Annotated in this window: 25 protein-coding genes and 1 pseudogene; 11 read left to right on the top strand and 15 right to left on the bottom strand. The window is 74.2% G+C overall.

The genetic code is table 11. From position 1 onward, the window contains the following. Nucleotides 1–2: 2 nt before the first annotated feature. The gene (locus ACTT8P_RS10190) at nt 3–3,584 is read right to left on the bottom strand and encodes an AfsR/SARP family transcriptional regulator (protein ID WP_442831230.1); all 3,582 of its coding nucleotides are present in this window, start codon (nt 3,582–3,584) and stop codon (nt 3–5) included. A 136-nt stretch (nt 3,585–3,720) separates the two neighbouring features. Between ACTT8P_RS10190 and ACTT8P_RS10185 the strand changes: the two genes are divergently transcribed. Then, nucleotides 3,721–4,518, top strand: a complete 798-nt coding sequence (locus tag ACTT8P_RS10185; RefSeq protein ID WP_442831229.1) for a site-2 protease family protein — start codon at nt 3,721–3,723, stop codon at nt 4,516–4,518. A gap of 1 nt (nt 4,519) precedes the next feature. Here ACTT8P_RS10185 and ACTT8P_RS10180 read toward each other — a convergent pair whose 3' ends face one another. The 4 genes from ACTT8P_RS10180 to ACTT8P_RS10165 form a co-directional block, all read right to left on the bottom strand. Next, nucleotides 4,520–4,684 (bottom strand): hypothetical protein, encoded by a 165-nt coding sequence (locus ACTT8P_RS10180; RefSeq protein ID WP_442831228.1) that lies wholly within the window; start codon nt 4,682–4,684, stop codon nt 4,520–4,522. 77 nt (nt 4,685–4,761) lie between these two features. Further along, entirely contained in the window at nt 4,762–5,478 is a 717-nt protein-coding gene (gene npdG / locus ACTT8P_RS10175) for an NADPH-dependent F420 reductase (RefSeq protein WP_442831227.1), read from the bottom strand. 10 nt (nt 5,479–5,488) lie between these two features. Beyond that, nucleotides 5,489–6,604, bottom strand: coding sequence for a sialidase family protein (locus ACTT8P_RS10170; RefSeq protein ID WP_442831226.1), 1,116 nt, complete (start codon nt 6,602–6,604; stop codon nt 5,489–5,491). 201 nt (nt 6,605–6,805) lie between these two features. Next, nucleotides 6,806–7,036 (bottom strand): hypothetical protein, encoded by a 231-nt coding sequence (locus ACTT8P_RS10165; RefSeq protein WP_442831225.1) that lies wholly within the window; start codon nt 7,034–7,036, stop codon nt 6,806–6,808. Between the two features lie 68 nt (nt 7,037–7,104). On the opposite strand from ACTT8P_RS10165, the gene map reads away from it, so the two are divergent. Then, the gene (gene map, locus ACTT8P_RS10160; protein WP_442831224.1) at nt 7,105–7,962 is read left to right on the top strand and encodes a type I methionyl aminopeptidase; all 858 of its coding nucleotides are present in this window, start codon (nt 7,105–7,107) and stop codon (nt 7,960–7,962) included. A 134-nt stretch (nt 7,963–8,096) separates the two neighbouring features. Beyond that, the gene (locus tag ACTT8P_RS10155; protein ID WP_442831223.1) at nt 8,097–8,744 is read left to right on the top strand and encodes a heme oxygenase (biliverdin-producing); all 648 of its coding nucleotides are present in this window, start codon (nt 8,097–8,099) and stop codon (nt 8,742–8,744) included. Between the two features lie 79 nt (nt 8,745–8,823). Here the strand turns inward: ACTT8P_RS10155 and ACTT8P_RS10150 are convergent, their stop codons facing one another. Both ACTT8P_RS10150 and ACTT8P_RS10145 read right to left on the bottom strand, forming a co-directional pair. Continuing rightward, nucleotides 8,824–9,654 (bottom strand): endo alpha-1,4 polygalactosaminidase, encoded by an 831-nt coding sequence (locus ACTT8P_RS10150; RefSeq protein ID WP_442831222.1) that lies wholly within the window; start codon nt 9,652–9,654, stop codon nt 8,824–8,826. Between the two features lie 194 nt (nt 9,655–9,848). Next, a complete protein-coding gene (locus tag ACTT8P_RS10145; RefSeq protein ID WP_442831221.1) occupies nt 9,849–10,493 on the bottom strand; it encodes a PhzF family phenazine biosynthesis protein in 645 nt (214 codons plus the stop codon). A 37-nt stretch (nt 10,494–10,530) separates the two neighbouring features. Between ACTT8P_RS10145 and ACTT8P_RS10140 the strand changes: the two are divergent. Both ACTT8P_RS10140 and ACTT8P_RS10135 read left to right on the top strand, forming a co-directional pair. Beyond that, nucleotides 10,531–10,710: pseudogene (locus tag ACTT8P_RS10140) on the top strand (hemin ABC transporter ATP-binding protein); the annotation flags it as partial. Between the two features lie 102 nt (nt 10,711–10,812). Next, nucleotides 10,813–11,787 carry a hypothetical protein gene (locus ACTT8P_RS10135; protein ID WP_442831220.1) on the top strand — a complete coding sequence of 325 codons (975 nt, stop codon included), beginning with the start codon at nt 10,813–10,815 and terminating at the stop codon, nt 11,785–11,787. Between the two features lie 31 nt (nt 11,788–11,818). Here the strand turns inward: ACTT8P_RS10135 and ACTT8P_RS10130 are convergent, their stop codons facing one another. The 5 genes from ACTT8P_RS10130 to ACTT8P_RS10110 form a co-directional block, all read right to left on the bottom strand. Then, complete coding sequence (locus ACTT8P_RS10130; protein WP_442831219.1) at nt 11,819–12,550, bottom strand: bifunctional DNA primase/polymerase; 732 nt, start codon at nt 12,548–12,550, stop codon at nt 11,819–11,821. A gap of 148 nt (nt 12,551–12,698) precedes the next feature. Continuing rightward, nucleotides 12,699–13,304, bottom strand: a complete 606-nt coding sequence (locus tag ACTT8P_RS10125; protein WP_442831218.1) for a TetR/AcrR family transcriptional regulator — start codon at nt 13,302–13,304, stop codon at nt 12,699–12,701. Between the two features lie 38 nt (nt 13,305–13,342). Further along, nucleotides 13,343–14,344 (bottom strand): small ribosomal subunit Rsm22 family protein, encoded by a 1,002-nt coding sequence (locus tag ACTT8P_RS10120; RefSeq protein WP_442831217.1) that lies wholly within the window; start codon nt 14,342–14,344, stop codon nt 13,343–13,345. A 171-nt stretch (nt 14,345–14,515) separates the two neighbouring features. Further along, nucleotides 14,516–15,700: a serine hydrolase domain-containing protein gene (locus ACTT8P_RS10115; RefSeq protein ID WP_442831216.1), complete on the bottom strand. Its 1,185-nt coding sequence runs from the start codon at nt 15,698–15,700 to the stop codon at nt 14,516–14,518. Next, a complete protein-coding gene (locus tag ACTT8P_RS10110; RefSeq protein WP_442831215.1) occupies nt 15,643–16,938 on the bottom strand; it encodes a multidrug effflux MFS transporter in 1,296 nt (431 codons plus the stop codon). Before ACTT8P_RS10110 ends, ACTT8P_RS10115 begins: the two co-directional genes overlap by 58 nt. Nucleotides 16,939–17,026: 88 nt before the next feature. Between ACTT8P_RS10110 and ACTT8P_RS10105 the strand changes: the two genes are divergently transcribed. Further along, nucleotides 17,027–18,070, top strand: a complete 1,044-nt coding sequence (locus ACTT8P_RS10105; protein WP_442831214.1) for a Gfo/Idh/MocA family protein — start codon at nt 17,027–17,029, stop codon at nt 18,068–18,070. A gap of 188 nt (nt 18,071–18,258) precedes the next feature. On the opposite strand, the gene ACTT8P_RS10100 is transcribed toward ACTT8P_RS10105, so the two are convergent. Both ACTT8P_RS10100 and ACTT8P_RS10095 read right to left on the bottom strand, forming a co-directional pair. After that, nucleotides 18,259–19,230 (bottom strand): aldo/keto reductase, encoded by a 972-nt coding sequence (locus ACTT8P_RS10100; RefSeq protein WP_442831213.1) that lies wholly within the window; start codon nt 19,228–19,230, stop codon nt 18,259–18,261. A 58-nt stretch (nt 19,231–19,288) separates the two neighbouring features. Next, nucleotides 19,289–19,615 carry a nuclear transport factor 2 family protein gene (locus ACTT8P_RS10095; RefSeq protein WP_442831212.1) on the bottom strand — a complete coding sequence of 109 codons (327 nt, stop codon included), beginning with the start codon at nt 19,613–19,615 and terminating at the stop codon, nt 19,289–19,291. 120 nt (nt 19,616–19,735) lie between these two features. On the opposite strand from ACTT8P_RS10095, the gene ACTT8P_RS10090 reads away from it, so the two are divergent. Together ACTT8P_RS10090 and ACTT8P_RS10085 are read left to right on the top strand one after the other, a co-directional pair. Next, nucleotides 19,736–20,281, top strand: a complete 546-nt coding sequence (locus ACTT8P_RS10090) for a DoxX family protein (protein WP_442831211.1) — start codon at nt 19,736–19,738, stop codon at nt 20,279–20,281. A gap of 39 nt (nt 20,282–20,320) precedes the next feature. Continuing rightward, entirely contained in the window at nt 20,321–20,653 is a 333-nt protein-coding gene (locus tag ACTT8P_RS10085) for a MazG-like family protein (protein WP_442831210.1), read from the top strand. A 48-nt stretch (nt 20,654–20,701) separates the two neighbouring features. On the opposite strand, the gene ACTT8P_RS10080 is transcribed toward ACTT8P_RS10085, so the two are convergent. Beyond that, nucleotides 20,702–21,415: a histidine phosphatase family protein gene (locus ACTT8P_RS10080; protein WP_442831209.1), complete on the bottom strand. Its 714-nt coding sequence runs from the start codon at nt 21,413–21,415 to the stop codon at nt 20,702–20,704. Nucleotides 21,416–21,573: 158 nt separating this feature from the next. On the opposite strand from ACTT8P_RS10080, the gene ACTT8P_RS10075 reads away from it, so the two are divergent. The 3 genes from ACTT8P_RS10075 (at nt 21,574) to ACTT8P_RS10065 (ending at nt 24,114) form a co-directional block, all read left to right on the top strand. After that, on the top strand, nt 21,574–22,545 hold the full coding sequence (locus tag ACTT8P_RS10075) for an ABC transporter substrate-binding protein (RefSeq protein ID WP_442831208.1): 972 nt from the start codon (nt 21,574–21,576) through the stop codon (nt 22,543–22,545). Nucleotides 22,546–22,607: 62 nt separating this feature from the next. Next, nucleotides 22,608–22,850 (top strand): DUF6411 family protein, encoded by a 243-nt coding sequence (locus tag ACTT8P_RS10070; RefSeq protein ID WP_442831207.1) that lies wholly within the window; start codon nt 22,608–22,610, stop codon nt 22,848–22,850. A 49-nt stretch (nt 22,851–22,899) separates the two neighbouring features. Beyond that, nucleotides 22,900–24,114: a phospholipase D-like domain-containing protein gene (locus ACTT8P_RS10065; RefSeq protein WP_442831206.1), complete on the top strand. Its 1,215-nt coding sequence runs from the start codon at nt 22,900–22,902 to the stop codon at nt 24,112–24,114. Nucleotides 24,115–24,178 lie beyond the last annotated feature (64 nt).

The raw sequence follows: 24,178 nt of genomic DNA, 5'->3' as shown, positions 1-24,178 counted from the left end.
GGTCAGACGAGGGCCGCGGCCTCCTCCAGAGCGAGGCCGCGGCCTTCGGCGTACGCCGCCGCGTACGCCTCCTCGCCCAGCGCGGCCCGGGTGTCGCGGACCGCCTGGGCCCGCGCGACCCGCTCCATCACGTCGTCGACATGGCCGGACGGCAGCGCCTCGGCGGCGGCCCCGAGGCACCGGGCGGCGTCCCGGGCCCGGCGCCCGCCGTCGACCCGGGCCAGCGAGAGCGCGGCGACCACCAGGTAGGCGCCGTGCATCTGCGGGGCGATCATCGCGGACACCGGGTCGCCGGCCCGCGCCAGCGCCTCCCTGACCTTCACCAGCGCGTCGTCGTAGCGCTCCTCCAGCGCGTCGATCCAGGACTCGGCGCCGAGCAGGAAGGCGTCGAAGACGACGAAGCTCGCGATCGCGGCGTCCTGGCGCAGCGCCCGCAGTTGTGCGCGGGCCTCGGCGACCCGGCCGGTGGAGCCGAGCCAGCGGGCCAGGAACAGCCGGGCGGCGGGCATGGCGCCGTTGTGCGTGCCGGTCTGGGTACGGTCGATCACCTCGCGCAGCAGGCGCTCGCCCCGCTCGGCCTCGCCCGCCTCCACCAGCGAGCTGCCCAGCCGGGCTTCGAGGACGTCCACCTGGGCGTGCGCGTCGAGGCGTTCGGCGTACTCGGCGGCGGCCGCGTAGTCGGCGGCGGCGCCCGCGAAGTCGCCGGTGCGCTCGCGGGCCTCGGCGCGGGCGGAGAGCGCCTCGGCGATGCCCCAGCCGTCGCCGAGCCGCCGGTAGATCTCCAGCGCCTCGTCGGCGTCGCGGCCCGCCTCGCTCGCCCGGTCGACGCGGTTGGCCAGCAGGTTGGCCCGCATCTGGAGGGCGCCGGCCAGCTCCCACTCGAAGCCCGGGTGGTCGCGGCAGGTGTCGACGGTGGCGTTCATGATGGCGCGCAGCCGGGGCAGGTCGCCGGAGAGCAGCACGGCGTAGAACCAGATCATGCCGGGGCTGCGGCAGGTCTGCGGCAGGCCCGGCTGGTAGGTGTCCGCGATGTTGCGGAGTCGTTCCTGCGCCTCGAGGGTCTGCCAGGCGTTCAGTTCGGTGTCCATGCAGGCGAGGTGGGCCAGGTGGACACCGCGCCGGGATTCGGCGAGCAGTTCGCCGGTCAGCGGGGGCGGGCTGTCCGTCAGCCGTTCCCAGACCGGGGCGGCGGGCCGGACCGGGGCGGCGAACGGGTCCGGCCCCAGCGCCATCACCTCGCTGCTCCAGGTGCGGGCCTCGATCCGCAGGTCGCGCAGTTGCCAGTACCAGACCAGCGACAGCACCAGACAGAGCGCCTCCTGCTCGTCGCGTTCGGCGACGGCGTGCCGCAGCGCGGTGCGGATGTTCTCGTACTCCAGCTCAAGACGCCGGGCGGCGGCGATCTGGCCGGGGCCGCGCAGCGACGGGTCGGTGGTGCGGGCGAGTTCGCGGTAGTACGTCAGGTGGGCGCGTTCGGCGGCGGCGCGGCGGCCGGCCTCGTCGAGCCGCTCGCCGGCGTACTCGGCGACGGTCTCCAGCAGCCGGTAGCGCATCTCGCCGCCCTCCTCGGCGGGCGCGGCGACGACCAGCGACTTGTCGACCAGGGAGCCGAGCGCGTCCAGCGCGGCGGGGCCGCAGACCGCCTCGGCGGCGGCCAGGTCGCAGCCGCCGGCGAACACCGACAGGCGGCGCAGCACGTCCCGTTCCGCCTCGTCCAGCAGCTCCCAGGACCAGTCGACCACCGCGCGCAGGGTCTGCTGGCGGGGCAGCACGGTGCGGCTGCCGGAGGTGAGCAGGCGGAAGCGGTCGTCGAGCCGGTCGGCGATCTGCCGGGGGGTGAGGACGCGGAGCCGGGCGGCGGCCAGTTCGATGGCGAGCGGCAGGCCGTCCAGGCGACGGCAGATCTCGGCGCAGGCGGCCGCGGTGTCGGCGTCGGCGTCGGTCCGGAAACCCGGGCGGGCGGCGTTGCCCCGGTCGGCGAGGAGTTCCAGCGCGGACGGCTCGGGCAGCGGTTCCACCGGCCGCAGCAGTTCGCCCGGCACGCCGAGGGGTTCCCGGCTGGTGGCGAGGACGGTCACGCCGGGGCAGCGGGCGAGGAGTTCCTCGGTGAGCCGGGCGGCGGCGTCGACGAGGTGCTCGCAGTTGTCGAGGACGAGCAGCATCCGGCGCCGGGCGCAGTGCTCGACGAGGCGTTCGACGGCGGTGGTCCGCCGGTCGGCGGCGGCCCGCAGCTCCTCGGCGCCGGCCCCGTAGAGCACGGTCTCGCGGGCGCCCACGGCGGTCAGTACCGCCTCGGGTACGGCGGCGGGGTCGTCGACCGGGGCGAGTTCGGCGAGCCAGGCGCCGTCCCGGGCGGTGTCCCCGGCGGCCTCGGCGGCCTCCAGGGAGAGCCGGGTCTTGCCGGAACCGCCGGGTCCCAGCAGGGTGACCAGCCGGGTGCCGGTCAGGTCGGCCCGGAGCGTCTCTATGTCGCCGTCCCGGCCGACGAAGGAGGTCAGGCGGGCCCGGAGGTTGCCACGGGGGCGGGGGGTGGGGCGGGGGGTGGCTGAGGGGGGCGGGGTGGTGGAGGGGTGGGGGGCGGCCTGGGGGGCGGTGGCGGGTCGGGGCGTGCCGGGGTGCTGCGGATCGGTCGGATGCTGCGGGCCGGCCGGATGCTGAGGGCCGGCCGGGTGCTGCGGGCCGGCCGGATGCTGTGGACCGGTCAGGTGCTGCGGGCCGGCCGGATGCTGTGGACCGGTCAGGTGCTGCGGGCCGGCCGGATGCTGTGGACCGGTCAGGTGCTGCGGGCCGGCCGGATGCCGCGGGCCGGCCGGATGCCGAGGGCCGCCGCTGGTGTCGCCGGCCGGCCGGGCGGGTTCGGTGCGGAGCAGTTCGGCGTGCAGTCCGCGCAGTTCCGGGCCCGGGTCCGTGCCGAGCCGCTGGGCGAGCAGCCGGCGTACGTCCTCGTAGGCGGCCAGCGCCGCCGCCGTGCGGCCGGTGTCGCGCAGGGCGCGCAGCCGCAGCGCCTGGAGGGGCTCGTCCAGCGGGTGGGCGTCGCACAGGGCGGTCAGCTCGGGCAGCGACCGCTCGGCCGCGCCGAGCCGCAGCGCGGCGGTGTGCCGGGCGCGCAGCACGTCCAGCCGCCGGGTCTCCCAGCGGGCCGCCTCGGCGGTGCGGTCGGGCAGGTCGGCCAGGACCGGGTCGCGCCACAGGGCGAGCGCGTCGTCGAGGACACCGGCCGCCTTCTCCGCGTCGCCGTCGGCCAGCGCGCGGGCGCCCTCGCCGGCCAGCCGCTCGAAACGGTGCAGGTCCACGTCGTCGGGGGCGGCGGTGAGCCGGTAGCCGCCGTCGGCGGAGGCGACCGCGGCCGCGCCGAGCGCCCGGCGCAGCCGGCCGACCAGCGCCTGGAGGGCGCCGGGGGCGTCGGCGGGCAGGTCGCCGTTCCACACCTCCTCGACCAGCAGGCCGGGCGGTACGGTCCGGCCGGCCCGCAGCGCGAGCACGGTCAGCAGCGCGCGCAGCCGCGCCCCGCCGACCGGGACGGGGCTGCCGTCGGGGCGGATTGCCTGGGTGGTGCCGAGGATGCGGTAGCGCACGGGGTCCATTGTCCCCGGGGACGCACCGGCGCCGCCTCCGGGTTTACCGGACCCGGAACCTGCGGCCGTCCGCGTGACGTTCTCCTCACATCACCGGTACGGTCGGCCCTTCCGTCGCCGTCTGAATCTTGGGAGTCCCGCCGTCATGACCACCGCCCCCGCCCGCCGAAGTGAGCGGCGCATCTCTCCCGTCTTCCTCGGGATCGTCGCCGTCACCGCGGTCACCGGCTGGGCCACCTGGACCGGGTTCGCCGAGCAGCCGGGCGTCGCGGTGTTCCTGTTCGTGACGGCCGCCTGGATCGTCTCGCTGTGCCTGCACGAGTACGCGCACGCCCGCACCGCCCTGCACAGCGGCGACATCTCGGTCGGCGCGAAGGGCTACCTCACGCTGAACCCGGCGAAGTACACCCACGCGCTGCTGAGCATCGTGCTGCCGGTGCTGTTCGTCATCATGGGCGGGATCGGGCTGCCGGGCGGCGCGGTCTTCATCGAGCGCGGCCGGATCCGGGGCCGGTGGCGGCACAGCCTCATCTCGGCGGCCGGTCCGCTGACGAACGTGCTGTTCGCCGTCGTGTGCACCGCCCCGTTCTGGCTGGACGCGCTGGACGGCGTACCGCGCGACTTCCGGCTGGCCCTGGCCTTCCTGGCGCTGCTCCAGGTCACGGCGGCGATCCTGAACTTCCTGCCGGTGCCGGGCCTGGACGGCTACGGGGTGGTCGAGCCCTGGCTGTCGTACCACGTGCGGCGGCAGCTGGAGCCGTTCGCGCAGTTCGGGCTGCTGTTCGTGTTCGCGCTGCTGTGGATCCCGGCGCTGAACGGCGTGTTCTTCGACGCGATCGACGCGGTGCTGCGGTGGCTGGGGATCAGCGACTTCGACACGTACTGCGGTTTCGAGCTGTACCGGTTCTGGCAGACCGACGAGCTGTGCTCGATGGTTTCGTGAGTCAGGCGCGGCGGCGCTTGAGGTAGTACCAGCACATGTTGGAGGACAGGCCCGCCAGCAGTACCCAGACCACCCCGACCAGGACCACGCCCTGGACGAAGGAGACGACGGCCGCGACGACGGCGAGCACGCAGACGGTCAGGGCGTAGCGGGCGAGGCGGGGCATGAGGTCGGCTCCTGTCGGGGACACGGGTCGGGGGACACGGTCGGCATGACTGATGCCCACCAGTGTCCCCCATCGCCTCATACGTCCGTGACGCGGAGTCCCGCGTGCGCCTTGTAGCGGCGGTTGACGGAGATCAGGTTGGCGACCAGCGACTCGACCTGGTGGGCGTTGCGCAGCCGCCCGGCGAACACGCCGCGCATGCCGGTGATGCGGCCGGCCAGCGCCTGCACGGTCTCCACGTCGGCGCGGGCCTCGCCGAGCACCATCACGTCGGTGTCGATGGCCTCGATGCCGGGGTCTTTCAGGAGTACCGCGGACAGGTGGTGGAAGGCGGCGGTGACCCGGCTGTCGGGGAGCAGGGCGGCGGCCTGTTCGGCGGCGCTGCCCTCCTCGGGCTTGAGGGCGTAGGCGCCCTTCTTGTCGAAGCCGAGCGGGTTGACGCAGTCCACCACGAGCTTGCCGGACAGTTCCGCGCGCAGGGCGGTGAGGGTGTCGCCGTGTCCCTCCCAGGGCACGGCGACGATCACCACGTCGCTGCGGCGGGCGGTCTCGGCGTTGTCGGCGCCCTCGACGCCCAGGCCGATCTCCTCGGCGGCGGCCCGCGCGCGCTCGGCGGCGCGGGAGCCGACGATCACCTTCTGGCCGGCCCGGGCGAGGCGGTAGGCGAGGCCCTTGCCCTGCGGCCCGGTCCCGCCGATGACGCCGACGACCAGGCCGGATACGTCGGGGAGGTTCCAGGGGTCCTTGCCGGGGGCCTGCTGTGCGCCCTGTGCGGCGTTGTCGGTAGAGGTCATGGCCCCGACTCTATGCGGGCCCGCCGGCGGACACGGTGAGCCGCCGGAAGGTGATCGTCTCGTACGGTCCGCCGTCCCCGGTCTCGTAGAGCAGGCCCACCGAGCGGGCGTCGAGGCGGACCAGGTCGGAGTAGGCGGCGGGGCGGTCGTCGAGGGTGTGGGCCGGACGCCAGGTCGCCCCGGCGTCGGTGGAGACGCGCAGGGTCATCCGGGCCCGGCCGGCGGGGTCGGCGGGGCCGGAGAACAGCAGCGGGCCGCTCGCGCCGAGCTGGAGGACGCTGCCCTGGCAGACCGGGCCGGCGAGGTGTGGCTGCGGGCGGAAGGGGGCGGTGAGGGTCCGGCCGCCGTCCTCGGAGGACGCGTCGGCGCGCGGGGCGGGCGACGGGGACATGGTGCGGGCGTTGAGGTAGAGGCGGCCGTCGGGGAGTTCGGCGGCGGTGGACTCGTTGGCGGCGATGCGAGCGGTGGTGCCGTCGCCGTCGTCGACGTAGCCGAGCGACCAGGTGCGGCCGGCGTCGTCGCTGAGCAGGCAGTGACCGCCGTCGGGGCCGTTGTCGGGGCCGTTGTCGGGGCCGTTGTCGGACAGGGAGTGGTTGGCGGGGACGACGACGCGGCCGGAGCGGAGCTGGAGGGCGTGGCCGGGGCCGGTGGCGTACCAGCGCCACTCGGGGCGTTTCACGTCGGCGGTGATCTCGGTGGACGGGGACCAGGTGAGTCCGTCGTCGTCGCTGTGCGTCACCCAGACCCGGCGGCCGTCCTCGGCGCTCACCTCGCCGCGGCGGATGGCGGCCTCGGTGGCGTGTCCGGCGTTGCGGACGTGGACGAGGAGGACCCGGCCGGTGCGCAGGACGACCGGGGCGGGGTTGCCGGCGAGGTCGGCGCCGTTGTCGGCGGCGACGACGAGGGGGCCCCAGGTGCGGCCGTCGTCGGTGGAGCGTTTGACGACGACGCGGATGGTGCCGTGGTCGGCCTGGCCGGCGGCGCGGGCCTCGCAGAACGCGAGGACCGTGCCGGTGGGGGTGCGGACGGTGGCGGGGATGCGGAAGCTGGCGTGGCCGTCCTCGCCGGCGCGGAAGGGGACGGAGGGGGTGCCCTCCGGGCGGGTGCCGGGGCCTGCGGCGGTCATGGGGGCTCCTGTCTCGTGGGCGGCTGCGGATGCGTCGTGGCTGGTCGCGCAGTTCCCCGCGCCCCTGAAAGCCTGCGGCTGCGCCGCGCTTTCCCGGGGAGGCGCCGCGCGAAGCGCGCGTCTCAGGGGCGCGGGGAACTGCGCGACCAGCCCACCACTACCCGCAGCCGCCCCACCACAGCCCCCGCCGCCCCTTGGGCGTCAGCCGTCCTCCTTGCCGCCCGCCGACGCGTCGTGCCACTTGGGATCGTTCTCCCACTGAAGGTTCCGATCCCGCGCCGTCCGCATCGCCGATTCCGCCTCCGCCCGCGACGCGTAGGGACCGAACCGGTCCTTGGCCGGGCACTCCGGCCCCTCCTCGACCTTCTGATGCTGAAGGCAGTAGTACCACTCGCCCGGTTTTCCGACCGTGCGCTTCTTGAACAGGGCCATGACCGGCTCCTTCCGCCAGATGTAGCGTGGGACATGGTCTCGTATGCCCGCTGGTTAGACTCGCTGACATGTCTGGCCAGTCGCTGCTCGTACCAGGGGAGCTGTCTCCCACCCGTTCCGTACCCGGAAACATCCGCCGGCCCGAGTACGTCGGCAAGCCCGCACCGACGCCGTACACCGGCCCGGAGGTGCAGACGCCCGAGACGATCGAGGCGATGCGGGTGGCCGGGCGGATCGCCGCGCGGGCGATGGCTCAGGCGGCGAAGCTGATCGCGCCGGGCGTCACCACCGACGAACTGGACCGGGTGGCGCACGCGTACATGTGCGACCACGGCGCCTACCCCTCGACGCTCGGCTACCGCGGCTTCCCCAAGTCGCTGTGCACCAGCGTCAACGAGGTGATCTGCCACGGCATCCCGGACTCGACCGTGCTGCGCGACGGCGACATCGTCAACCTGGACGTGACGGCGTACATCGGCGGGGTGCACGGCGACAACAACGCCACCTACCTGGTCGGGGACGTGGACGAGGAGAGCCGGCTGCTGGTCGAGCGGACCCGGGAGTCGCTGAACCGCGCGATCAAGGCGGTCCGGCCGGGCCGCCAGATCAACATCATCGGCCGGGTCATCGAGTCGTACGCGAAGCGGTTCGGGTACGGCGTGGTGCGGGACTTCACCGGGCACGGGATCAACTCCTCGTTCCACTCCGGGCTGATCGTGCCGCACTACGACAGCCCGCACGCGACCACCGTGATCCGCCCCGGAATGACCTTCACCATCGAGCCGATGCTGACGCTGGGCACGCACGAGTACGACCTGTGGGACGACGGCTGGACGGTGGTGACCAAGGATCGCAGGCGGACCGCCCAGTTCGAGCACACCCTCGTCGTCACGGACACCGGCGCGGAGATCCTCACGCTGCCGTAGTACCCGCCGGACACCTGCCGCAGACCCGCTCTCTCCGGAGGGCGGGTCTTTTCGCGCGCCGCTGGGTACGCTTTACCGACAGGACGTCGGCAACCTATTGACTTAGGTAAGCCTAACCATAGAAGATCGGGTGCATGGACTCCTTCTCGACGCTCATCCGCACCGCCTCCCACGCGCAGCATGTGGAGGCCGAGACCTCGACGTTCATGAGCGACCTGCTCGGCGGCCGGCTCGGCGTGGCCGCCTACGCGCGGTACACCGAGCAGCTGTGGTTCGTGTACGAGGCGCTGGAGGCCGCCGCCGGGCGGCTCGCGGCCGATCCGGTGGCCGGGCCGTTCATCCGGCCGGAGCTGCTGCGGCTGCCCTCGCTGGAGCGGGACCTGGCGCATCTGCGGGGCGCGGACTGGCGGACCGGGCTGGCCCCGCTGCCGGCCACCGAGGAGTACGCGGCCCGGGTGCGGGAGTGCGCCGAGCAGTGGCCGGCGGGGTACGTCGCCCATCACTACACGCGCTATCTGGGCGACCTCTCCGGCGGCCAGATCATCCGCGACAAGGCCGAGCGGACCTGGGGTTTCGCGAAGAAGGGCGACGGGGTCCGGTTCTACGTCTTCGAGGAGCTCGGCAACCCGGCCGCGTTCAAGCGCGCGTACCGGGAGCTGCTGGACGGCATCCGGGCCGACGAGCTGGAGCGGCAGCGGATCGTGGCCGAGTGCAAGCGGGCGTTCGCGCTGAACACGGCGGTCTTCCGGGCACTGGGCGAGGAGTTCCCGCTCAGCGCGTGACGAGAGGGAGTGAGACGAGAGGGAGTGAGGGGGCGCCGGGCCGGGGCGGTGCTCCGCTCCGGCGCCCCTGTTCAGGGATTCAGCAGGTTTCGCGGACGTACTCGTCGCTGTCGGGGGTCGAGACGTCGTAGTCGCGCTTGACGATGCTGAGCGTGTCGCCCCAGCCGGCGCAGGCGGTGGCCATGCCCTCGTCGTCGTACTCGATGACGATGACGTGGTCGTCGAAGTAGTCGGTGTAGGAGTCGCACTCCTCCCACTTGCCGCACTCCTCCGCCACCGCGAAGTCCAGGCCGTTGGCCTCACGGTTCTCGGCCAGTTCGGCGGTGTTCTTCTGGGCGATCGCCAGGCCGGCCGCGTGCGCGCGGTCCGCGAGCAGCCGGATCAGCGCCTGCGCCTGGGAGGCGTCGAGCAGGTCGCCGAACCGGTCGTAGGTGTCGTAGTTGTCCGGCTCGACGGCCTGGTAGCCCTTGGCCGCGCAGTCGTCGATCCAGCCACCGACCTTCTCGGCGATGGCCTTGCGGTTGGCCGCGGTGGTGATGTCCAGGACGGCCTCGCCATCCCACTCGTCGTCGTAGACGACATTGCCGTCGGCGTCCTTGAGCAGCAGGTCCTTCCACTCGTCGGTGGCGCCGGGCTGGGTCTGGAAGGCGTTGACGTAACAGATGTTGTACAGGCCGCTGACCGGGGCGTCCTCGTGGTCGCGGGTGACCACCTGCACCCCGCTGGGCGGGGTGTACGCGCCGCCGATCTGGTAGTCGAAGCCGGCGCCGGCGGGCGGCAGGGTGACGGCGGCCGTGGCGGCGGTGGCACCGAGCGGCGCGCTCACCACGACGGCCAGCGCGGCGGTGGCCGCGCCGGCCATGATCAGGGACCTGCGGGTCTTGCGGGGGGTCAGGGAATGACGGCTCATACGTCGTCGAGCTCCATGGAGTTGCGGGTACGTCCCCGCCTCGGACGCCGATGGCGGTCCTGGCGACTCGGTCCGGGCTGTGGGTTGGGGCCAATTACCGGCTGGGCGTACCTCTTTCGCCGATCGATGGGGTCGGCGTGGCCCGAGTAAATCGATCACCTGTTGCCCTGTCAAGAACGGGGGGTGACGGGCAGTCAGCGTTCCAGCAACACCCGTCCGCCGATCTCCACCCAGCCGTCCGGCTGCGGTGCCGTAAGGAGCTGCGATCCCGCGCCCTGGGTGATGTTGAGGGCCCGGCCCAGCCGGTCGGTGAGCAGCAGGGCCGCGGCTCCCGTCGCCTCGTCCTCGTCGATGCCGTCGTCCCGGCCGGGGAAGGCCCGGGCCCGGACCCGGCCGGCCGCCTCGTCCTCCCAGGCCCAGGCGTAGATCCACTCCCCCTTGGGCGGCACCGGCAGGTCGTCGACCTCGGCGGGGGCGGCGTACTGGCGCAGGGTGCGCGGCGGGGCCCACTCGGCGCGCGCCTCGATCCAGCTGAACTCCCCGTCCTGCCGGGCGCCCAGCACTCCGGCCGGGGTGACCAGTTCGGGCACGTCCAGCAGCCAGGCGGTGCCGACGCAGGGGTGGCCGGCGAAGGGCAGCCGCAGGGTGGGGGTGTAGATGTCGACGACGCCGCGCTCGGGGTCGTCGACGAACACGGTCTCGCTGAAGCCGAGCTTGCCGGCGAGGGCCTGCCGGTCCGCCGGGTCCGGCAGCACGGAACCCTCCCGGACGACGCCGAGTTCGTTGCCGTAGCCGCCGTTCGCCGCGCAGAAGACGCGCAGCACGTCGTAGTCAGTCACGGGAGCATTGAAACACCGGGGGACGCCCGGGACTTCGGTGGCGGCGGCCTGCGCGGACCGGGTCGCGGTGCTGCGGGCCGGTCGCCTCGCGGCCGGCGGTCCGCCCGGCGAGGTGTTCCGCGACGGCCTGCTGTCCGAGGTCTACGACCAGCCCGTGGAGGTACTCCCGCACCCGCGCGCCGGCGCCGTCCTGGTCACCCCGCGCCGCGACCCGTGACCGTCCGCCCCTTGGGCGGAAACCGTAACCGCCTCCCGGCGTCCGCGCCGCGCCGGGCACCGGTAGGGTTCGCCTCCGGGAAGGGGAGGGTGAAGGAACCTGATGAGCAGGCTTGACCGGAGCGTCCTGACAGGGGCCGCCGTCGTCGCTCTGTCGTTGACGGCGAGCGGGTGCGTGGTGGTGCACGGCGAGCGCGAGGTGCTGCCCGGGGCCACCCGCGCGGAAGCCGCCGAGGCCCTGAAGGAGTTCACCGCCGCGTACAACAAGGCCGACAAGGCGTACGACGGTTCCCTGGACGCCGAGTACACCACCGGCGCCCTCGCCGACATCGACTCGGCCCGGCTGAAGGCCGGCAAGGCCAACAGCCCCGACGGCAATCCGTCGCACACCCCGCTGAAGCTGTCCGACGCCAAGTTCACGATCCCCGAGAAGGCCGGCTGGCCGCGCTGGTTCCTGGCCGACGCCCGCGGCAACAAGGGCGGTGACGTGCGCTGGCTGCTGGTGTTCACCCGGGACGGCCTGGACGAGACCTGGCAGGCGGCGTACCTGACCCTCGTCTCTCCCGACGACGTGCCCGAGTTCAAGACCGACCAGGACGGCTGGGCGGAGGCCGTGTCCGCCAACAGCGCCCAACTGGCCGTCAGCCCTGCCAAGTTGAGCAAGGGCTACACGGGCTACCTCCAGGACGGCGCGGACGCCTTCGCGGCCGGCCCGAACACCAGCGCCTGGCGGGCCCAGCGCGAGACGCAGGCGAGCCGGCCGGGACTGGCCACGCAGTACATCGACGAACCGCTGACGGACGGCGACTACGCGCCGCTGGCGCTGCGCACCAAGGACGGCGGGGCGCTGGTGTTCTTCACCACCCGGCACTTCGAGAAGCAGACCGCCGCGCGCGGCGCGTCGGTGCCCACGCCGAACCGGGACGTACTGGCGCTGACCGACGGGGAGATCAAGCAGACGCTGACGATGGAGTTCGTCTCCAACGAGGTCGCCCTCGACCCGGCGGCGGACTCCGCCGACGACGAGGTGACGATCCTGGGCCGGGTCCAGGGCCTGACCTCGGCCAAGGGCGAGTAGAGCCGGGACGAGCAGAGCCGGGGCGAGCAGGTCAGCGGTGCAGCGGCCAGGCGGTGCCCGCCGCCTGGCCGGCGTCGCCGCCGGCGTGCCGGGCGCACGCGTCGGTGAGCGCCTCCAGCAGGGTGAGCGGGTCCGGCAGCGGATGCTCGGGACCGCGGACCCAGTGCACACCGTGGTCGCCGGGGAGCCGGGCGGGCGGGACCAGGACGTAGGAGCCGCGGCAGTGCCAGCGCAGGCCCGGGTGTTCGTCCGTGGTGTCGGGGTGGCAGTCCAGCTCGCACGGCCACCACTCGTCCTCGTCCTCGGGGGTGCCGCGGGTGAGGGTGAAGAAGAGCATCCGGCCGTCGTCGCTCTCGGCGACCGGGCCGACCTCGACGCCGGTGCCCAGCAGGCGGTCCAGCGCCTCGCGGCCGGCCTGGAGGGGGACGTCGAGGACGTCGTGCACCATGCCGGTGGCGGTGATGAAGTTGGCCCCCGGCTGGTGCCGGGCCCAGCGCTCGATCTGCGCGCGGTCGGTCGTGGACTGGGTCTGCCAGGCGAACGAGACGGGGTGCCGGGCGGGGGTGGGGCAGCCCACCCGGTCGCAGGAGCAGCGGTACCCGGCCGGGTGGGCGGCGGGCGCGAGCGGCAGTCCGGCCGCGGCGGCGGCGAGCAGCAGGGTCTCCCGGCCGCCCTCGTCGGCGGCGGGTTTCGGGCGGCGTCCGCGCAACCACTGGGAGAGCCTGCCCTGTAGGCCGCTACGGCCGCCGAACTCCGCGCTCATCTATCCCCTCGCCTCGCCGTCGTGCGCATCAGCATGCCCCATGGTCGCACCATTCCGTGCGTCGGGGGTCGGGAAGGGACAAAGTTCCCAGGTCAGCAGGGTCCGGCCAGCAGGGTCCGGCCAGCAGGGTCCGGGCAGCAGGGTCCGGTCAGCGCGGGGCGAGACCGTTCAGGGCGTAGTCGACCAGGGTGTCGGTGTACTCGTGGGAGAACGGCGCCGTGTGCTGGAGCCAGCGCTGCGCGAGCGGCGAGACGAACAGCTCCAGGGCGATGCGCGGATCGATCTCCGGGCGGACCCGGCCGGCCCGCTGCGCCGCCCGCAGCCGGTCGACGTAGAGCTGGAGCGAGGGCTGGAGCAGCTTGGCGACCACGGCCCGGCCCAGTTCCTCGTTCACCACGCCCTCGGCGGCCAGGGCCCGGGCGGGGAGGTCGAACCGGGGGTCGCGCAGTCCGTCGACGGTGGCCCGCAGCACGGCCTTGAGGTCGGCGGCGAGGTCGCCGGTATCCGGGAGCGCGGGCGGCTCCGGCCCGTCACCGAGGTCGAGGAACGCCTCCAGCAGGACGTCCGCCTTGGAGGACCACCAGCGGTAGATGGTCTGCTTTCCGACGCCGGCCCGGGCGGCGATGCCCTCGATGGTGGTCCTCGGGTAGCCGACCTCGCCGACCAGCGCGAGGGCGGCGTCGTAGATGGCCCGGCGGGACTTCTCGCTGCGGCGTCGGGGGGTGGGCGCGGGGACGGGGGCGGCTGCGGGCATGGGCCGAATCTACCAGGGTGGCAAGACGGTGCGTCTCGTCACACGGGCGGCCAGGGGTCTCCCCAGTCGGTGTCCCGGGCCGCCCGGTACAGGTCGCCGTGGCGTTTGGTGACGGTGGCGCGGCGCAGCGCCGGTTCGGTCTCGCACAGGTCGAGCAGGACCTGTCCCTTGCGCAGCTGCGGGCGCCGGACCACGCGGGCGGCGGCCGGGTCGGCCGGCCGCCGGGTGGCGGCGACGTAGGCGAACTTCTCGTCCTCGTAGGCGAGCGAGCCGCCCTTGACCTGGCGGTGCAGGGAGGAGCGGCTGACCCGGGCCGAGAAATGGCACCAGTCGGTGCCGGGGGCGATGGGGCAGGCGGCGCTGTGCGGGCAGGGGGCGGCGATCCGGAACCCGGCGGCGATCAGCCGGTCGCGGGCCTCGATGGTCCGGGCGTAGCCGTCGGGGGTGCCGGGTTCGACGATCACGACGGCGGACGCGGCGGCCGCGGCGGCGTCGACGAGGGCGGTGCGGTCGGCGGCGGCCAGCTCGTTGAGAACGTAGGAGACGGTGACGAGGTCGGTGGGTTCCAGGGTGAGCGCCGCTGTGATCCGCGCGCGCTGCCAGCGTACGGCGGTCAGGGCGGGGTCGGCGGCGGCGATCTCCCGGCCGAGCGCGAGGGCGGGCTCGGCCCAGTCGAGCACGGTCGAGCCGCGCCGCCCGTCCCAGGTGGCGCCGACGGCCCAGGTGGCCGCGCCGGTGCCGCCGCCGAGGTCGGTGTGGGTGGCGGGGGCCCAGCCGGGCACGGCCGCCGCGAACGCGGCCAGCGCCGAGCGCACCGCCTCGAAGGTGGCGGGCATCCGGTAGGCGGCGTAGGCGGCCACGTCGGCGCGGTCGCGCAGGATGGGCGCGTCGGTCGGGGTGGCCCCGCGGTAGGTGGCGATCAGCCGCTCCACGGCCCGCGCGGCCTGCCGCGGCGGCAGCCCGTCGAGCAGCCCGGCGAGGGCGGTGCGCAGGGTGTCGGCGGTGGCGTCGGCGGAGGCAGCGGGGGCGGGGGCGTTCACCCCGCGATTCTAAAGGTGAACAGTGGCCACCGATCTGCGCACCTTCCGCTCGTCCGAGCGGGCCGATGACAGGGACGACGGCACTGTTCACCGTTCCCAGCACCACACCGGTTCACCTCCGCGCACGCACCGCTCACCTGAGCAGGCCGAGGACGGTCGGGGCGCCGGCGTTCACCGGCCCCGCACGGCCCGCGCCACCTCCGTCGCCACCGCCGCCCGGGGCCGGCTGTCCGGTGGCCGGCGGCAGGGGTGGACCGTGTTGGCGAGCAGCACCACGAAGGTGTCGGTGGCCCGGTCGAGGATCAGGCTGGTCCCGGTGAAGCCGGTGTGGCCGGCCGCCCCGTGCCCGGCCAGTTCCCCCATGAACCAGGGCTGGTCGAGGGCGAAGCCCAGGCCCGGCGGGGTGAGCAGCAGTTCCACGAAGTCGGGGCCGAGGATGCGGGCCGGCCCGTAGGAGCCGCCGGCCAGCAGCGCCCGGCAGAACACCGCCAGGTCCCGGGCGGTCGAGAACAGCCCGGCGTGCCCGGCCACCCCGCCCAGCGCCCAGGCGTTCTCGTCGTGCACGACCCCCCGCAGCATCCCGCGGTCCGCCTTGGCCCACGGCCGCCGCTGGTCCTCCGTGGCCGCCGCCCCCGGGCACGGCCCGAAGCAGGTGGCCGTCATGCCCAGCGGCCGGGTGATGCCCTCGTGGACCAGGACGTCCAGCGCCCGGCCGGTGATCCGCTCCAGGACCTGCTGGAGCAGCAGCATGTTCAGATCGGAGTAGCGGTACGTGCCGGCCGCCCCGACCGGCGCCTCGGCGCGCAGCCGGGCCAGGCGTTCGGCGTCGTCGGCGCAGGCGTACAGCGGCAGTTCGGGGCGCAGCCCGGAGGTGTGGGTGAGCAGTTGGCGCACCGTGAGGCGGTGCGCGGCGGCGGCGCGGAAGTCCGGCAGGTACCCGCCGACCTCGGCGTCGATGCCGAGCGTGCCCCGCTCGATCTGCTGCACGGCGGCGACCGCGGTGAACAGCTTGGTGAGGGAGGCCAGGTCGAAGGGGGTGCCGGGGGTCGCCGGCACCCGGGCGGCGGCCGGCAGTTCCACCCCGGCGCCGCCACGGGGGTCGTACGCCGCGTAGCGCACGGCCCAGCCCGCCGCCTCCTCGACGGCGAGCACCGGCCCCCGCCCGACGGCCAGCACCGCCCCGGCCGCCCACGGGCGGTCGCCGGCGGTGAGGCCGTGGACCACCGCGGCCAGCCGACGCAGCCGGTCCGGGTCCAGTCCGGCCCGTTCCGGCTCGTCGCTGCGCAGTCTCGGTGCGCTCAGCTGTCCGCTCCCTCCGCGACCGCGACGGCGTCGCCCGCCTTCCAGGGTCGGCACATTCCCACGAAGCACCCCGCCGCCACCAGCGCCGCGCCCAGTTGGACGACGGCCATGGGCAGCGCGGTGTCCTCCCCGGCCACGCCGACCAGCGGCGAGGCGACCGCGCCGACCAGGAAGGAGGACGTGCCGAGCAGCGCGGAGGCGGATCCGGCGGCGCGGCGGACCCGCAGCAGGCCCAGCGCCTGGGTGTTGGGCAGGGTGATGCCCGTCGCGGACATCAGCACGAACAGCGCGGCGGCGACCGGCGCGAGCCCCACGTCGCCGAAGACGCCCAGGGTCATCAGCAGCAGCGCCGTCGCGGCGGCGACGACGACCGCGAGGCCCACGGCCAGCACCCGCTCCAGCGGGACCCGGCCGACGAGCACCTTGCCGTTGAGCTGGCCGGCCAGCACCAGGCCGACCGAGTTGAGGCCGAACAGCAGGCTGAACGTCTGCGGGGAGGCGCCGTAGATCTCCTGGACGACGAACGGGGAGGCGGAGATGTAGGCGAACAGCGCGGCGAAGGCGAACCCGCCCGCCAGCATGTACCCGGTGAACGCCCGGTCGGCGAGGTGGCCGCGCATCGACCGCAGCGCCTCGCCGACCCCGCCGCCGTGCCGTTCGGTGGCCGGCAGCGTCTCCGGCAGCCGGGCCCAGACGGCGGCGCCGAGCACCAGCCCGACGCCGGTGAGCACGGCGAACACGCCCCGCCAGTCGGTGAACCGCAGCACCTGGCCGCCGATCAGCGGCGCGGCGACCGGTGCCACCCCGGAGACGAGCATCAGGGTGGAGAAGAACCGGGCCATGGCGGCGCCGTCGTACAGATCGCGGACGACGGCCCGGGCGATGACGATGCCGGCCGCGCCCGCGAGTCCCTGCGCCAGCCGGAAGGCGACGAGGAGTTCGACGTTCGGCGCCACCGCGCACAGGGCGGTGGCGACGACGTAGCCGGCGAGGCCGGCCAGCAGCGGGCGGCGGCGGCCCAGCCGGTCGCTCAGCGGTCCGACGACGAGCTGGCCGAGGGCCATGCCGGCCAGGCAGGCGGTCAGCGTGAGCTGCACGGTCGCGGCGGGCGCGTGCAGCGACCCGGTGACCTCGGGCAGGGCGGGCAGGTACATGTCCATCGACAGCGCGCCGATGGCGGTCATGGCGCCGAGGACGAACGTGACGACCAGGCCGGCGGGCGGGCGGACGGCCGCCGCCGGCTCCTTCGGCCGCTGTGCCGCGCGTGTGCTGGACGCCCCTGGCTCCGGCATGTGGCCCTCCCCCTTCGGCAGACGCGCCACCTATGCTCTCAGCTCGAACGATCAGTTCGTACGACAATTGCGTGAGGGTGGGGCAGCAGTGGCCGAACAGAAGGTGCGCTGGGGAGTTCTGGCGACCGGCGGGATGGCGGCGACGTTCACGGCGGATCTGGTGGATCTGCCGGACGCGGAGGTGGTGGCGGTGGCGTCGCGGACCGAGGCGGCGGCGAAGACGTTCGCGGAGCGGTTCGGGATCGCGCGGGCGTACGGCGGCTGGGAGGCGCTGGCGCAGGACGAGGACATCGACGTGGTGTACGTCGCCACCCCGCACGCGGCGCACCGCGCGGCGGCCGGTCTCTGCCTGGAGGCGGGCCGGGGCGTGCTGTGCGAGAAGCCGTTCACGCTGAACGCCCGGGAGGCGGCGGAACTGGTCGCCCTCGCCCGGGACCGCGGCAGTTTCCTGATGGAAGCCATGTGGATGTACTGCAACCCGCTGGTCCGCCGGCTGAAGGCACTGGTCGACGACGGCGCGATCGGCGAAGTGCGCACGATCCAGGCCGACTTCGGGCTGGCCGGCCCGTTCCCGCCGGCGCACCGGCTGCGCGACCCGGCACAGGGCGGCGGTGCGCTGCTCGACCTCGGCGTCTACCCGGTCTCCTTCGCGCAGTTGCTGCTCGGGGAGCCGGCGGGGGTGACGGCGAGCGCGACGCTCTCCGAGGAGGGCGTCGACCTCCAGACCGGCGCGCTGCTCTCCTGGGAGAACGGCGCGCTCGGCGCGCTGCACTGCTCCATCGTCGGCGGGACCGCCAACTCCGCCTCGATCACCGGCTCGACCGGCCGCATCGACGTACCGTACGGCTTCTTCTTCCCCACCCACTTCGTGCTGCACCGGGACGGCCGTGATCCCGAGGAGTTCACGGCCGACCCGGCCGACGGGCCGCGGGCCAGCCTGAAGCACGAGGCCCGGGAGGTGATGCGGGCGCTGCGCGCCGGGGAGACCGAGTCCCCGCTGCTGCCGCTGGACGGCACCCTGGCGGTGATGCGGACGCTGGACGCGATCCGGGACCGGGTCGGGGTCCGTTACCCGGGCGAGGATCTCCATGAGCGGAGGAGTGGGGTCCGCGGTATTGCGGCCGGTAGCTGACTTGTGCTCAACTCTCCTTCACCGAAGCTCCACACTCGGAGCGCCGGTGGGCAGTTGTCTGCCACGGACCATCCCGAGGGGGGATGAGAGCAGCCGTTCCGCGGTACCGGCAGGGGGTGGCCCGCGAGTCCTCGCGAGGTGCGCACCGGTACGCGGGACGGCTGCCGTACGGCCGCCCGGCGCGGGCGTCAGCGCCCCAGGATCCGTTCGACCTCGGCCGTCTCCGCCTCGCCCAAAGGTCCCTTCGCCATCGCGCCCGCGTTCTCCTCGGCCTGCGCGACCGAGCGGAACCCGGGGATCGGGACGGTGCGCGGGCCGCGCGCCCACAGCCAGGCCAGGGCGCCCTGGGTGAGCGTACGGCCGTCGCCGGTGAGCACCTCGCGCAGCGCCTCGACCCGGGCCAGCCACTCGGGGTCGGCGCCGCCGCCGTCCCCGAACCCCGGCAGCCAGGCGGGCGGGGCGCTGCGGATGTCCCCCGCCGCCGGGGTCCGGCCGCCGCCGTGCCGGCCGGTGAGCAGCCCCATGGCGAGCGGACTGCGGATGACGCCCACCAGGTCCGCCGTCTCGCACAGGGCGTGCATCTCGGGGGCGTCCTGGAGCACGTTGGCCCGGTACTGCACGGCCGCGCAGTGCCGGCCGGCCGCGAACACGGCGGCCCGCTCGGGATCGTCGGTGGACCAGCCGTACGCCCGCACCAGCCCTTCCTGCACGAACTCCTCGCAGGCGTCGCGCAGTTCGGCGGCCCGGCGCGGACCGACGTCACCGAGGTGGAGCTGGTAGAGGTCGACGTGGTCGGTGCCGAGGCGGGTCAGGGAGGCGGTCAGCGCGCGGCGGGCGTACTCCGGTGTGTCGTCGGCGCCGGTGAGGGTGCGGGTGCGCTCGTCGAAGAGGTGGCCCCACTTGGTGGCGACGGTCACCTCGGCCCGGCGGCGGCCCAGGGCCCGGCCCAGCAGCCGTTCGCTGTGCCCGGTGCCGTAGACGTCCGCCGTGTCGAAGAAGGTGACGCCGAGGTCGAGGGCGCGGCGCACCGCCCGTACCGACTCCTCGTCGTCGGTCTTCCCCCAGCCGAGCGGCTGCCCGGCGGTGTCCCACCACTCCCCGGCGATCGCCCAGCACCCGAACCCGAGCACCCTGTCGCTGCTTTCACGGATCTTCTGCATGGCCGGGACGCTAGGAGTTGAAGCGCGCGCGAAGGCAAGCCCCGCGCCGGGGGAGGTGTTACGCCTGCCCGGTCTCGAACCGGGAGATCTTCCCGTCCGCGCCGACGGTGAACGCCCAGCGGGTGCGCATCTCGCCCCAGGTGTCGTTGCGGTGGCGGGCGACGAGCGCCCGGCCGCCCCGCGCCTCCCGGTCGACCTCCAGGTGCCCGTGGGAGGAGAAGATCTCCCGGTCGATCCAGTCGTCGAGGTCCCGGTCGGCCCCGTCGTCGGACATGGTGGCGTCGGGTGCGAGCAGCGCGAGGAAGGCCTCGCGGTCGTGGGCGTTCACCGCGGCGACGAAGGCACGGACGGCCGGGTCGCTCAGTCGGGTCGGCTGAATGGTCATGGCGGCAGCCTCACACCGCCCGCCGGGCCCCGCCACCCGAACGGCACTCGCGACGGGCCCGCCCACCCCGTGTGGTGCGACGGTGGGAGACGTGTGCGAAGCCGACCTGAGGGAGCCACCATGACCTGCTGCTACGACCGGCGTGACCTCGGCCTGCTGCTGCTCCGGCTGGGGACCGGCGGAGTGCTGGCCGCGCACGGCGCGCAGAAGCTGCTCGGCTGGTTCGGGGGCGGCGGGATCGAGGGCACCGGGCAGGCCATGGAGTCCATGGGCTATGTGCCGGGCAAGGTGAACGCGACGCTGGCGGGGGCGGCGGAGGCGGGCGGCGGACTCCTGCTGGCGATGGGCCTGGCCACCCCGGCCGCGGGCGCGGCGGCGGCCGGCGCGATGGCGGGCGCGGCGGCCGTGCACGCCCCGAACGGCTTCTTCGCGCAGGAGGGCGGCTACGAGTACGCCGCGTCCCTGGGCCTGACGGCGGCCGGCCTCGCGGTCACCGGACCGGGCCGCCTCTCCCTCGACGCGGCCCTCGGGCACACGGTCAACCGGAACTGGATGGTGCCGGTGGCGTTCGCGGTGACGGCCGCGGCGACCGCGGTGGTGGTCGGCGGCCGCAACCGCCGGGTCCGGAACGCGGCGGCCGCCGAGCAGGAACCCTTGTTCGACTGACGGGACATGGCAGGCTGCGGACATGGCAGGCTGCCCGGCATGGACGACGAGCGCACCGACCTGTTCCCCGTCATCGACGACCTGTGGCAGTGGCTGGAATCGGCCCAGCCCGAGACCGCCGGCCGCGAGGGCCTGCTGCTGCGCCTGCTGAAGCTGTCGGAGGAGGTCGGTGAGGTCGCCGAGGCGGTGATCGGCGCGACCGGCCAGAACCCGCGCAAGGGCGTCACCCACACCTGGGCGGACGTCGAGGCGGAACTGTGCGACGTGGTCATCACGGCCCTGGTGACCCTGCGCACCCTGACCCCCGAGGCGCCGGAGGTGTTCGGACGGCATCTGGCACGGGTGGCGGCGCGGTCGCGCGGCACCCGGTGAGGCCCGAGGTCACGGCCCCCGGTGAGGCCCGAGGCCACGGCCCCGGCCTCAGTCGCCGGCCCCGGGCAGCACCTCGCCGGCCGGACCGCCGTCCTCGGTCCAGTCGCCCTCCGGGCCCAGCGGCCGGCCCTCCCACTGGAGCACCCGCCAGCCCGCGCCGGGCGAACCGTCGAGGACGACGACACCGGTGTTCCCCAGCGGGTGCGCCGCCGCGTACGCCACGTCGACGTTGGCCGCCCGCGCGGCCACCCACGTCCGGATCATCGCCCCGTGGCTGACCATGGCCACCGTCCCGGCGCCGGACTCCGCCACCTCGGACTCCGCCGCCACGGACTCCGCTGCCACGGACTCCGCCGCCTCGGCGACGACGGCGTCGAAGCGGCCCAGCGCCGCCACCCCGTCCTCACCTCCGGGCAAGCGCCGGCCGGTGTCCCCCGCGGACCAGGCGAAGGCGGTGGCGAGGTAGCGGGCGGCGGCCTCGTCGTCGCCCCGCATCTCCAACTCCCCCGCGGCCACCTCCCGCAGCCCGTCGCGGACCCGCGGCGCCAGCCCGGTGGCGGCGGCCAGCGGCGCGGCGGTCAGCTGGGTGCGCACCAGCGTGGAAACGTACAGCACGTCGATCCGCTCCTTGGCCAGCGCCCCCGGCAACGCCGCGGCCTGCTCCTGCCCCAGCGGCGTCAGCCCCGGCCCCGGCGCCGCGGTGTCCAGCAGATGCTTGAGATTGGACGGGGTCTGACCATGGCGGATGAGCAGCAGACGCATACGGGAACCTCCGGAGGCGGACCACAGGGCGGCGGAACGATCCCTTCCACTCTGCCACCGTCGGCCCCCGGCCCCGCCCACGGTGCTGACAGCACGCGGCGGCGTCTATACATTGCTCGCACCGCACCATCGGCCCGTGCCACCCCTCTGGAGGGCTCATGCGCAGGCGCGTCCTGGGGTTCGCCGCAGCGATGATCACGCTGGCCGGTGTCATGGGGTGCGGTTCGTCCTCGTCTCCCCAGGACGGCGAGTCGTCCGGTACGACCCGGGTGCGGGTCGGCGTCATCCCGATCGTCGACGTGGCCCCGCTCTACCTCGGGCAGAAGAAGGGCTTCTTCGCCGACCGCGGCATCGATGTGCGGGCCGTGCCGGCCCAGGGCGGCGCGGCGATCGTGCCGAGTATGCTGAGCGGCCAGTTCCAGTTCGGGTTCAGCAACACGACGTCGCTGATGATCGCCCAGGTCAAGGGCGTACCGGTGCGGTCGGTCGCCAACAGCGCGGCCTCCAACGGCAAGGTGGGCGGCGACGTCACCTGCGTGGGCGTCGCCGAGGACAGCCCGGTCAGGTCGGCGAAGGACCTGGCCGGACGCACCGTGGCCGTCAACGCGCTCCAGAACATCGGCGACACCACGGTCCGGGAGGCGGTCCGCGCGGACGGCGGCGACCCGTCCGAGGTCGAGTTCGTCGAGATCCCCTTCGACCAGATGCCGGCCGCGCTGGCCGACGGCCGGGTGGACGCCGCGTGGATGGGCGAACCGGCCCAGACGATCGCCAAGTCCCAGGGCGCCCGGGTGATCGCGTCCCCGTTCGCGCAGACGGACCCGGCCCTGACGGTGGCGACGTACTTCACCTCCGCCGAGCTCCAGCGGCAGAAACCGGAGCTGGTGAAGAACTTCGGCGCGGCGATGACCGAGTCCCTGCGCTACGCCTCCGCCCACCCCGACGAGGCCCGCCAGATCCTCACCGAGTACACGAAGATCAGCCCCGAGGTCAGGCAGAACCTCATCCTCCCCGCCTGGCCGGCGAAGGCGGACCTGCCGTCCCTGGAGAAGCTGGCGGCGCTCAGCGAGGCGGACGGCCTGTTCGGCGAGCACGGGAAGAAGCTGGATCTGGACGCCCTGTTCGGCTGACCGGCATGGCCGCGCCTCGCCCGGGCACGTGGAAGTCACGTCTCACGTCGAGGAGTTCCGCCATGATGATCGTCGGCATAGTCGCCGTGTGTGTCGTGCTCGCCGTCCTCGCCTTCCTCCTGCCGCGCCTGTCGCACCACCCGCAGCGCGGCACCCAGCGCACGCTCGACGTCGGCTCACGAACCGGCGGCAAGGCCCCCGGCCTGCTCGGCCGCGTCTTCAGCAAGCCCTTCCGCAGCAGCTCCAGGGCGGTCGGCCGCAGCGGCTCGGCGGGCCGCCGGGCCCGCGGCCGCATGCCGTTCTGACGCCGGGCAAGGACTCTCCCGCCCGCCACGCCGCCCCGGAAGGAAACGAATGACCGACACCCAGTACGTACCGGACACCGCGGACGGCACCCGCACCGGCCGGGCCGCCGGTGAGCGGGCCGTGCGGATCCGGCGCCGGCTGGAGCGGCTGATCGGCATCGCGGCCACCGAGGGAAACGAGCTGGTCGCCCTGCGCAACGGCGACGAGATCTTCCCCGCCATGCTCGACGCCATCCGGTCCGCCGAGCACACGGTGGACCTGATGACCTTCGTGTACTGGAAGGGCGCCGTCGCCCGCGAGTTCGCGCACGCGCTGGCGCAGCGGGCCCGGGGCGGGGTCCGGGTACGGCTGCTGCTGGACGGCTTCGGCAGCCGGCTGATCGACAAGGACCTGCTGGCGGAGATGCGCCGCTCGGGCGTACAGGTGGCCTGGTTCCGCAAGCCGCTGTACCTGTCGCCCCTCAAGCAGAACCACCGCTGCCACCGCAAGGTGCTGGTGGTGGACGAGCGGACGGCCTTCACCGGCGGCGTGGGCATCGCCGAGGAGTGGTGCGGTGACGCCCGCGGCCCGCACGAGTGGCGGGACACCCATGTGCGGGTGCGCGGACCGGCCGTGGACGGCATCGCGGCGGCGTTCGCGCAGAACTGGGCCGAGTGCCACGACGAGCTCTTCGACGACCGCGACCGGTTCACCGGCCACCGCCCGCAAGGTGACGCGGTGGTGCAGGTGGTGCGCGGATCGGCCAGTTTCGGCTGGCAGGACATGCAGACCCTGCTCCGGGTCATGATCGAGTCGGCCGAGGAGCGGTTCCGGCTGGCCACCGCCTACTTCTCGCCGGACGCCTACTTCATCGAGCTGCTGTGCGCCGCCGCCCGGCGCGGCGTGGAGGTGGAGATCCTGCTCCCCGGCCCGCACACCGACAAACGGGTCTGCCAACTGGCCGGTCAGCACCATTACGAGGACCTGCTGGCCTGCGGAGTCAAGCTCCACCAGTACCAGCCGACGATGCTGCACACGAAGGTCATCACCGTGGACCGCGCGGCGGCACTGGTCGGCTCGACCAACTTCAACCGGCGCTCCCTGGCCCACGACGAGGAAGTCATGCTCGCCGTCCTGGACGAGGAGTTCACCGCGACCCTCGACGCCCACTTCGACGCCGACCGGGCGGCGAGCCGGTCCATCCAACCCGGCCGCTGGAGAAGACGCTCTCCTCTCCAACGCGCCCGCGAGTACGCGGTCCAGCCGATCCGCCGCTACCTGTGACGGCACGACGGCCAACCCCAACTCCCCTCCCCCACGGGCGTATTGACGTACCCAGAGGGCACTC

This window comes from Streptomyces sp. JW3, assembly GCF_052216785.1.
GTDB lineage: Bacteria > Actinomycetota > Actinomycetes > Streptomycetales > Streptomycetaceae > Streptomyces.
This window is presented reverse-complemented; position numbering and strand designations above follow the sequence as displayed.

Bases quoted from the DNA above. Each gene is read 5' to 3' on its own strand.
- ACTT8P_RS10190 (WP_442831230.1), bottom strand. From the start codon at position 3,584: ATGGACCCCGTGCGCTACCGCATCCTCGGCACCACCCAGGCAATCCGC.
- ACTT8P_RS10185 (WP_442831229.1), top strand. From the start codon at position 3,721: ATGACCACCGCCCCCGCCCGCCGAAGTGAGCGGCGCATCTCTCCCGTC.
- ACTT8P_RS10180 (WP_442831228.1), bottom strand. From the start codon at position 4,684: ATGCCCCGCCTCGCCCGCTACGCCCTGACCGTCTGCGTGCTCGCCGTC.
- npdG (WP_442831227.1), bottom strand. From the start codon at position 5,478: ATGACCTCTACCGACAACGCCGCACAGGGCGCACAGCAGGCCCCCGGC.
- ACTT8P_RS10170 (WP_442831226.1), bottom strand. From the start codon at position 6,604: ATGACCGCCGCAGGCCCCGGCACCCGCCCGGAGGGCACCCCCTCCGTC.
- ACTT8P_RS10165 (WP_442831225.1), bottom strand. From the start codon at position 7,036: ATGGCCCTGTTCAAGAAGCGCACGGTCGGAAAACCGGGCGAGTGGTAC.
- map (WP_442831224.1), top strand. From the start codon at position 7,105: ATGTCTGGCCAGTCGCTGCTCGTACCAGGGGAGCTGTCTCCCACCCGT.
- ACTT8P_RS10155 (WP_442831223.1), top strand. From the start codon at position 8,097: ATGGACTCCTTCTCGACGCTCATCCGCACCGCCTCCCACGCGCAGCAT.
- ACTT8P_RS10150 (WP_442831222.1), bottom strand. From the start codon at position 9,654: ATGAGCCGTCATTCCCTGACCCCCCGCAAGACCCGCAGGTCCCTGATC.
- ACTT8P_RS10135 (WP_442831220.1), top strand. From the start codon at position 10,813: ATGAGCAGGCTTGACCGGAGCGTCCTGACAGGGGCCGCCGTCGTCGCT.
- ACTT8P_RS10130 (WP_442831219.1), bottom strand. From the start codon at position 12,550: ATGAGCGCGGAGTTCGGCGGCCGTAGCGGCCTACAGGGCAGGCTCTCC.
- ACTT8P_RS10125 (WP_442831218.1), bottom strand. From the start codon at position 13,304: ATGCCCGCAGCCGCCCCCGTCCCCGCGCCCACCCCCCGACGCCGCAGC.
- ACTT8P_RS10110 (WP_442831215.1), bottom strand. From the start codon at position 16,938: ATGCCGGAGCCAGGGGCGTCCAGCACACGCGCGGCACAGCGGCCGAAG.
- ACTT8P_RS10100 (WP_442831213.1), bottom strand. From the start codon at position 19,230: ATGCAGAAGATCCGTGAAAGCAGCGACAGGGTGCTCGGGTTCGGGTGC.
- ACTT8P_RS10095 (WP_442831212.1), bottom strand. From the start codon at position 19,615: ATGACCATTCAGCCGACCCGACTGAGCGACCCGGCCGTCCGTGCCTTC.
- ACTT8P_RS10090 (WP_442831211.1), top strand. From the start codon at position 19,736: ATGACCTGCTGCTACGACCGGCGTGACCTCGGCCTGCTGCTGCTCCGG.
- ACTT8P_RS10085 (WP_442831210.1), top strand. From the start codon at position 20,321: ATGGACGACGAGCGCACCGACCTGTTCCCCGTCATCGACGACCTGTGG.
- ACTT8P_RS10080 (WP_442831209.1), bottom strand. From the start codon at position 21,415: ATGCGTCTGCTGCTCATCCGCCATGGTCAGACCCCGTCCAATCTCAAG.
- ACTT8P_RS10075 (WP_442831208.1), top strand. From the start codon at position 21,574: ATGCGCAGGCGCGTCCTGGGGTTCGCCGCAGCGATGATCACGCTGGCC.
- ACTT8P_RS10070 (WP_442831207.1), top strand. From the start codon at position 22,608: ATGATGATCGTCGGCATAGTCGCCGTGTGTGTCGTGCTCGCCGTCCTC.
- ACTT8P_RS10065 (WP_442831206.1), top strand. From the start codon at position 22,900: ATGACCGACACCCAGTACGTACCGGACACCGCGGACGGCACCCGCACC.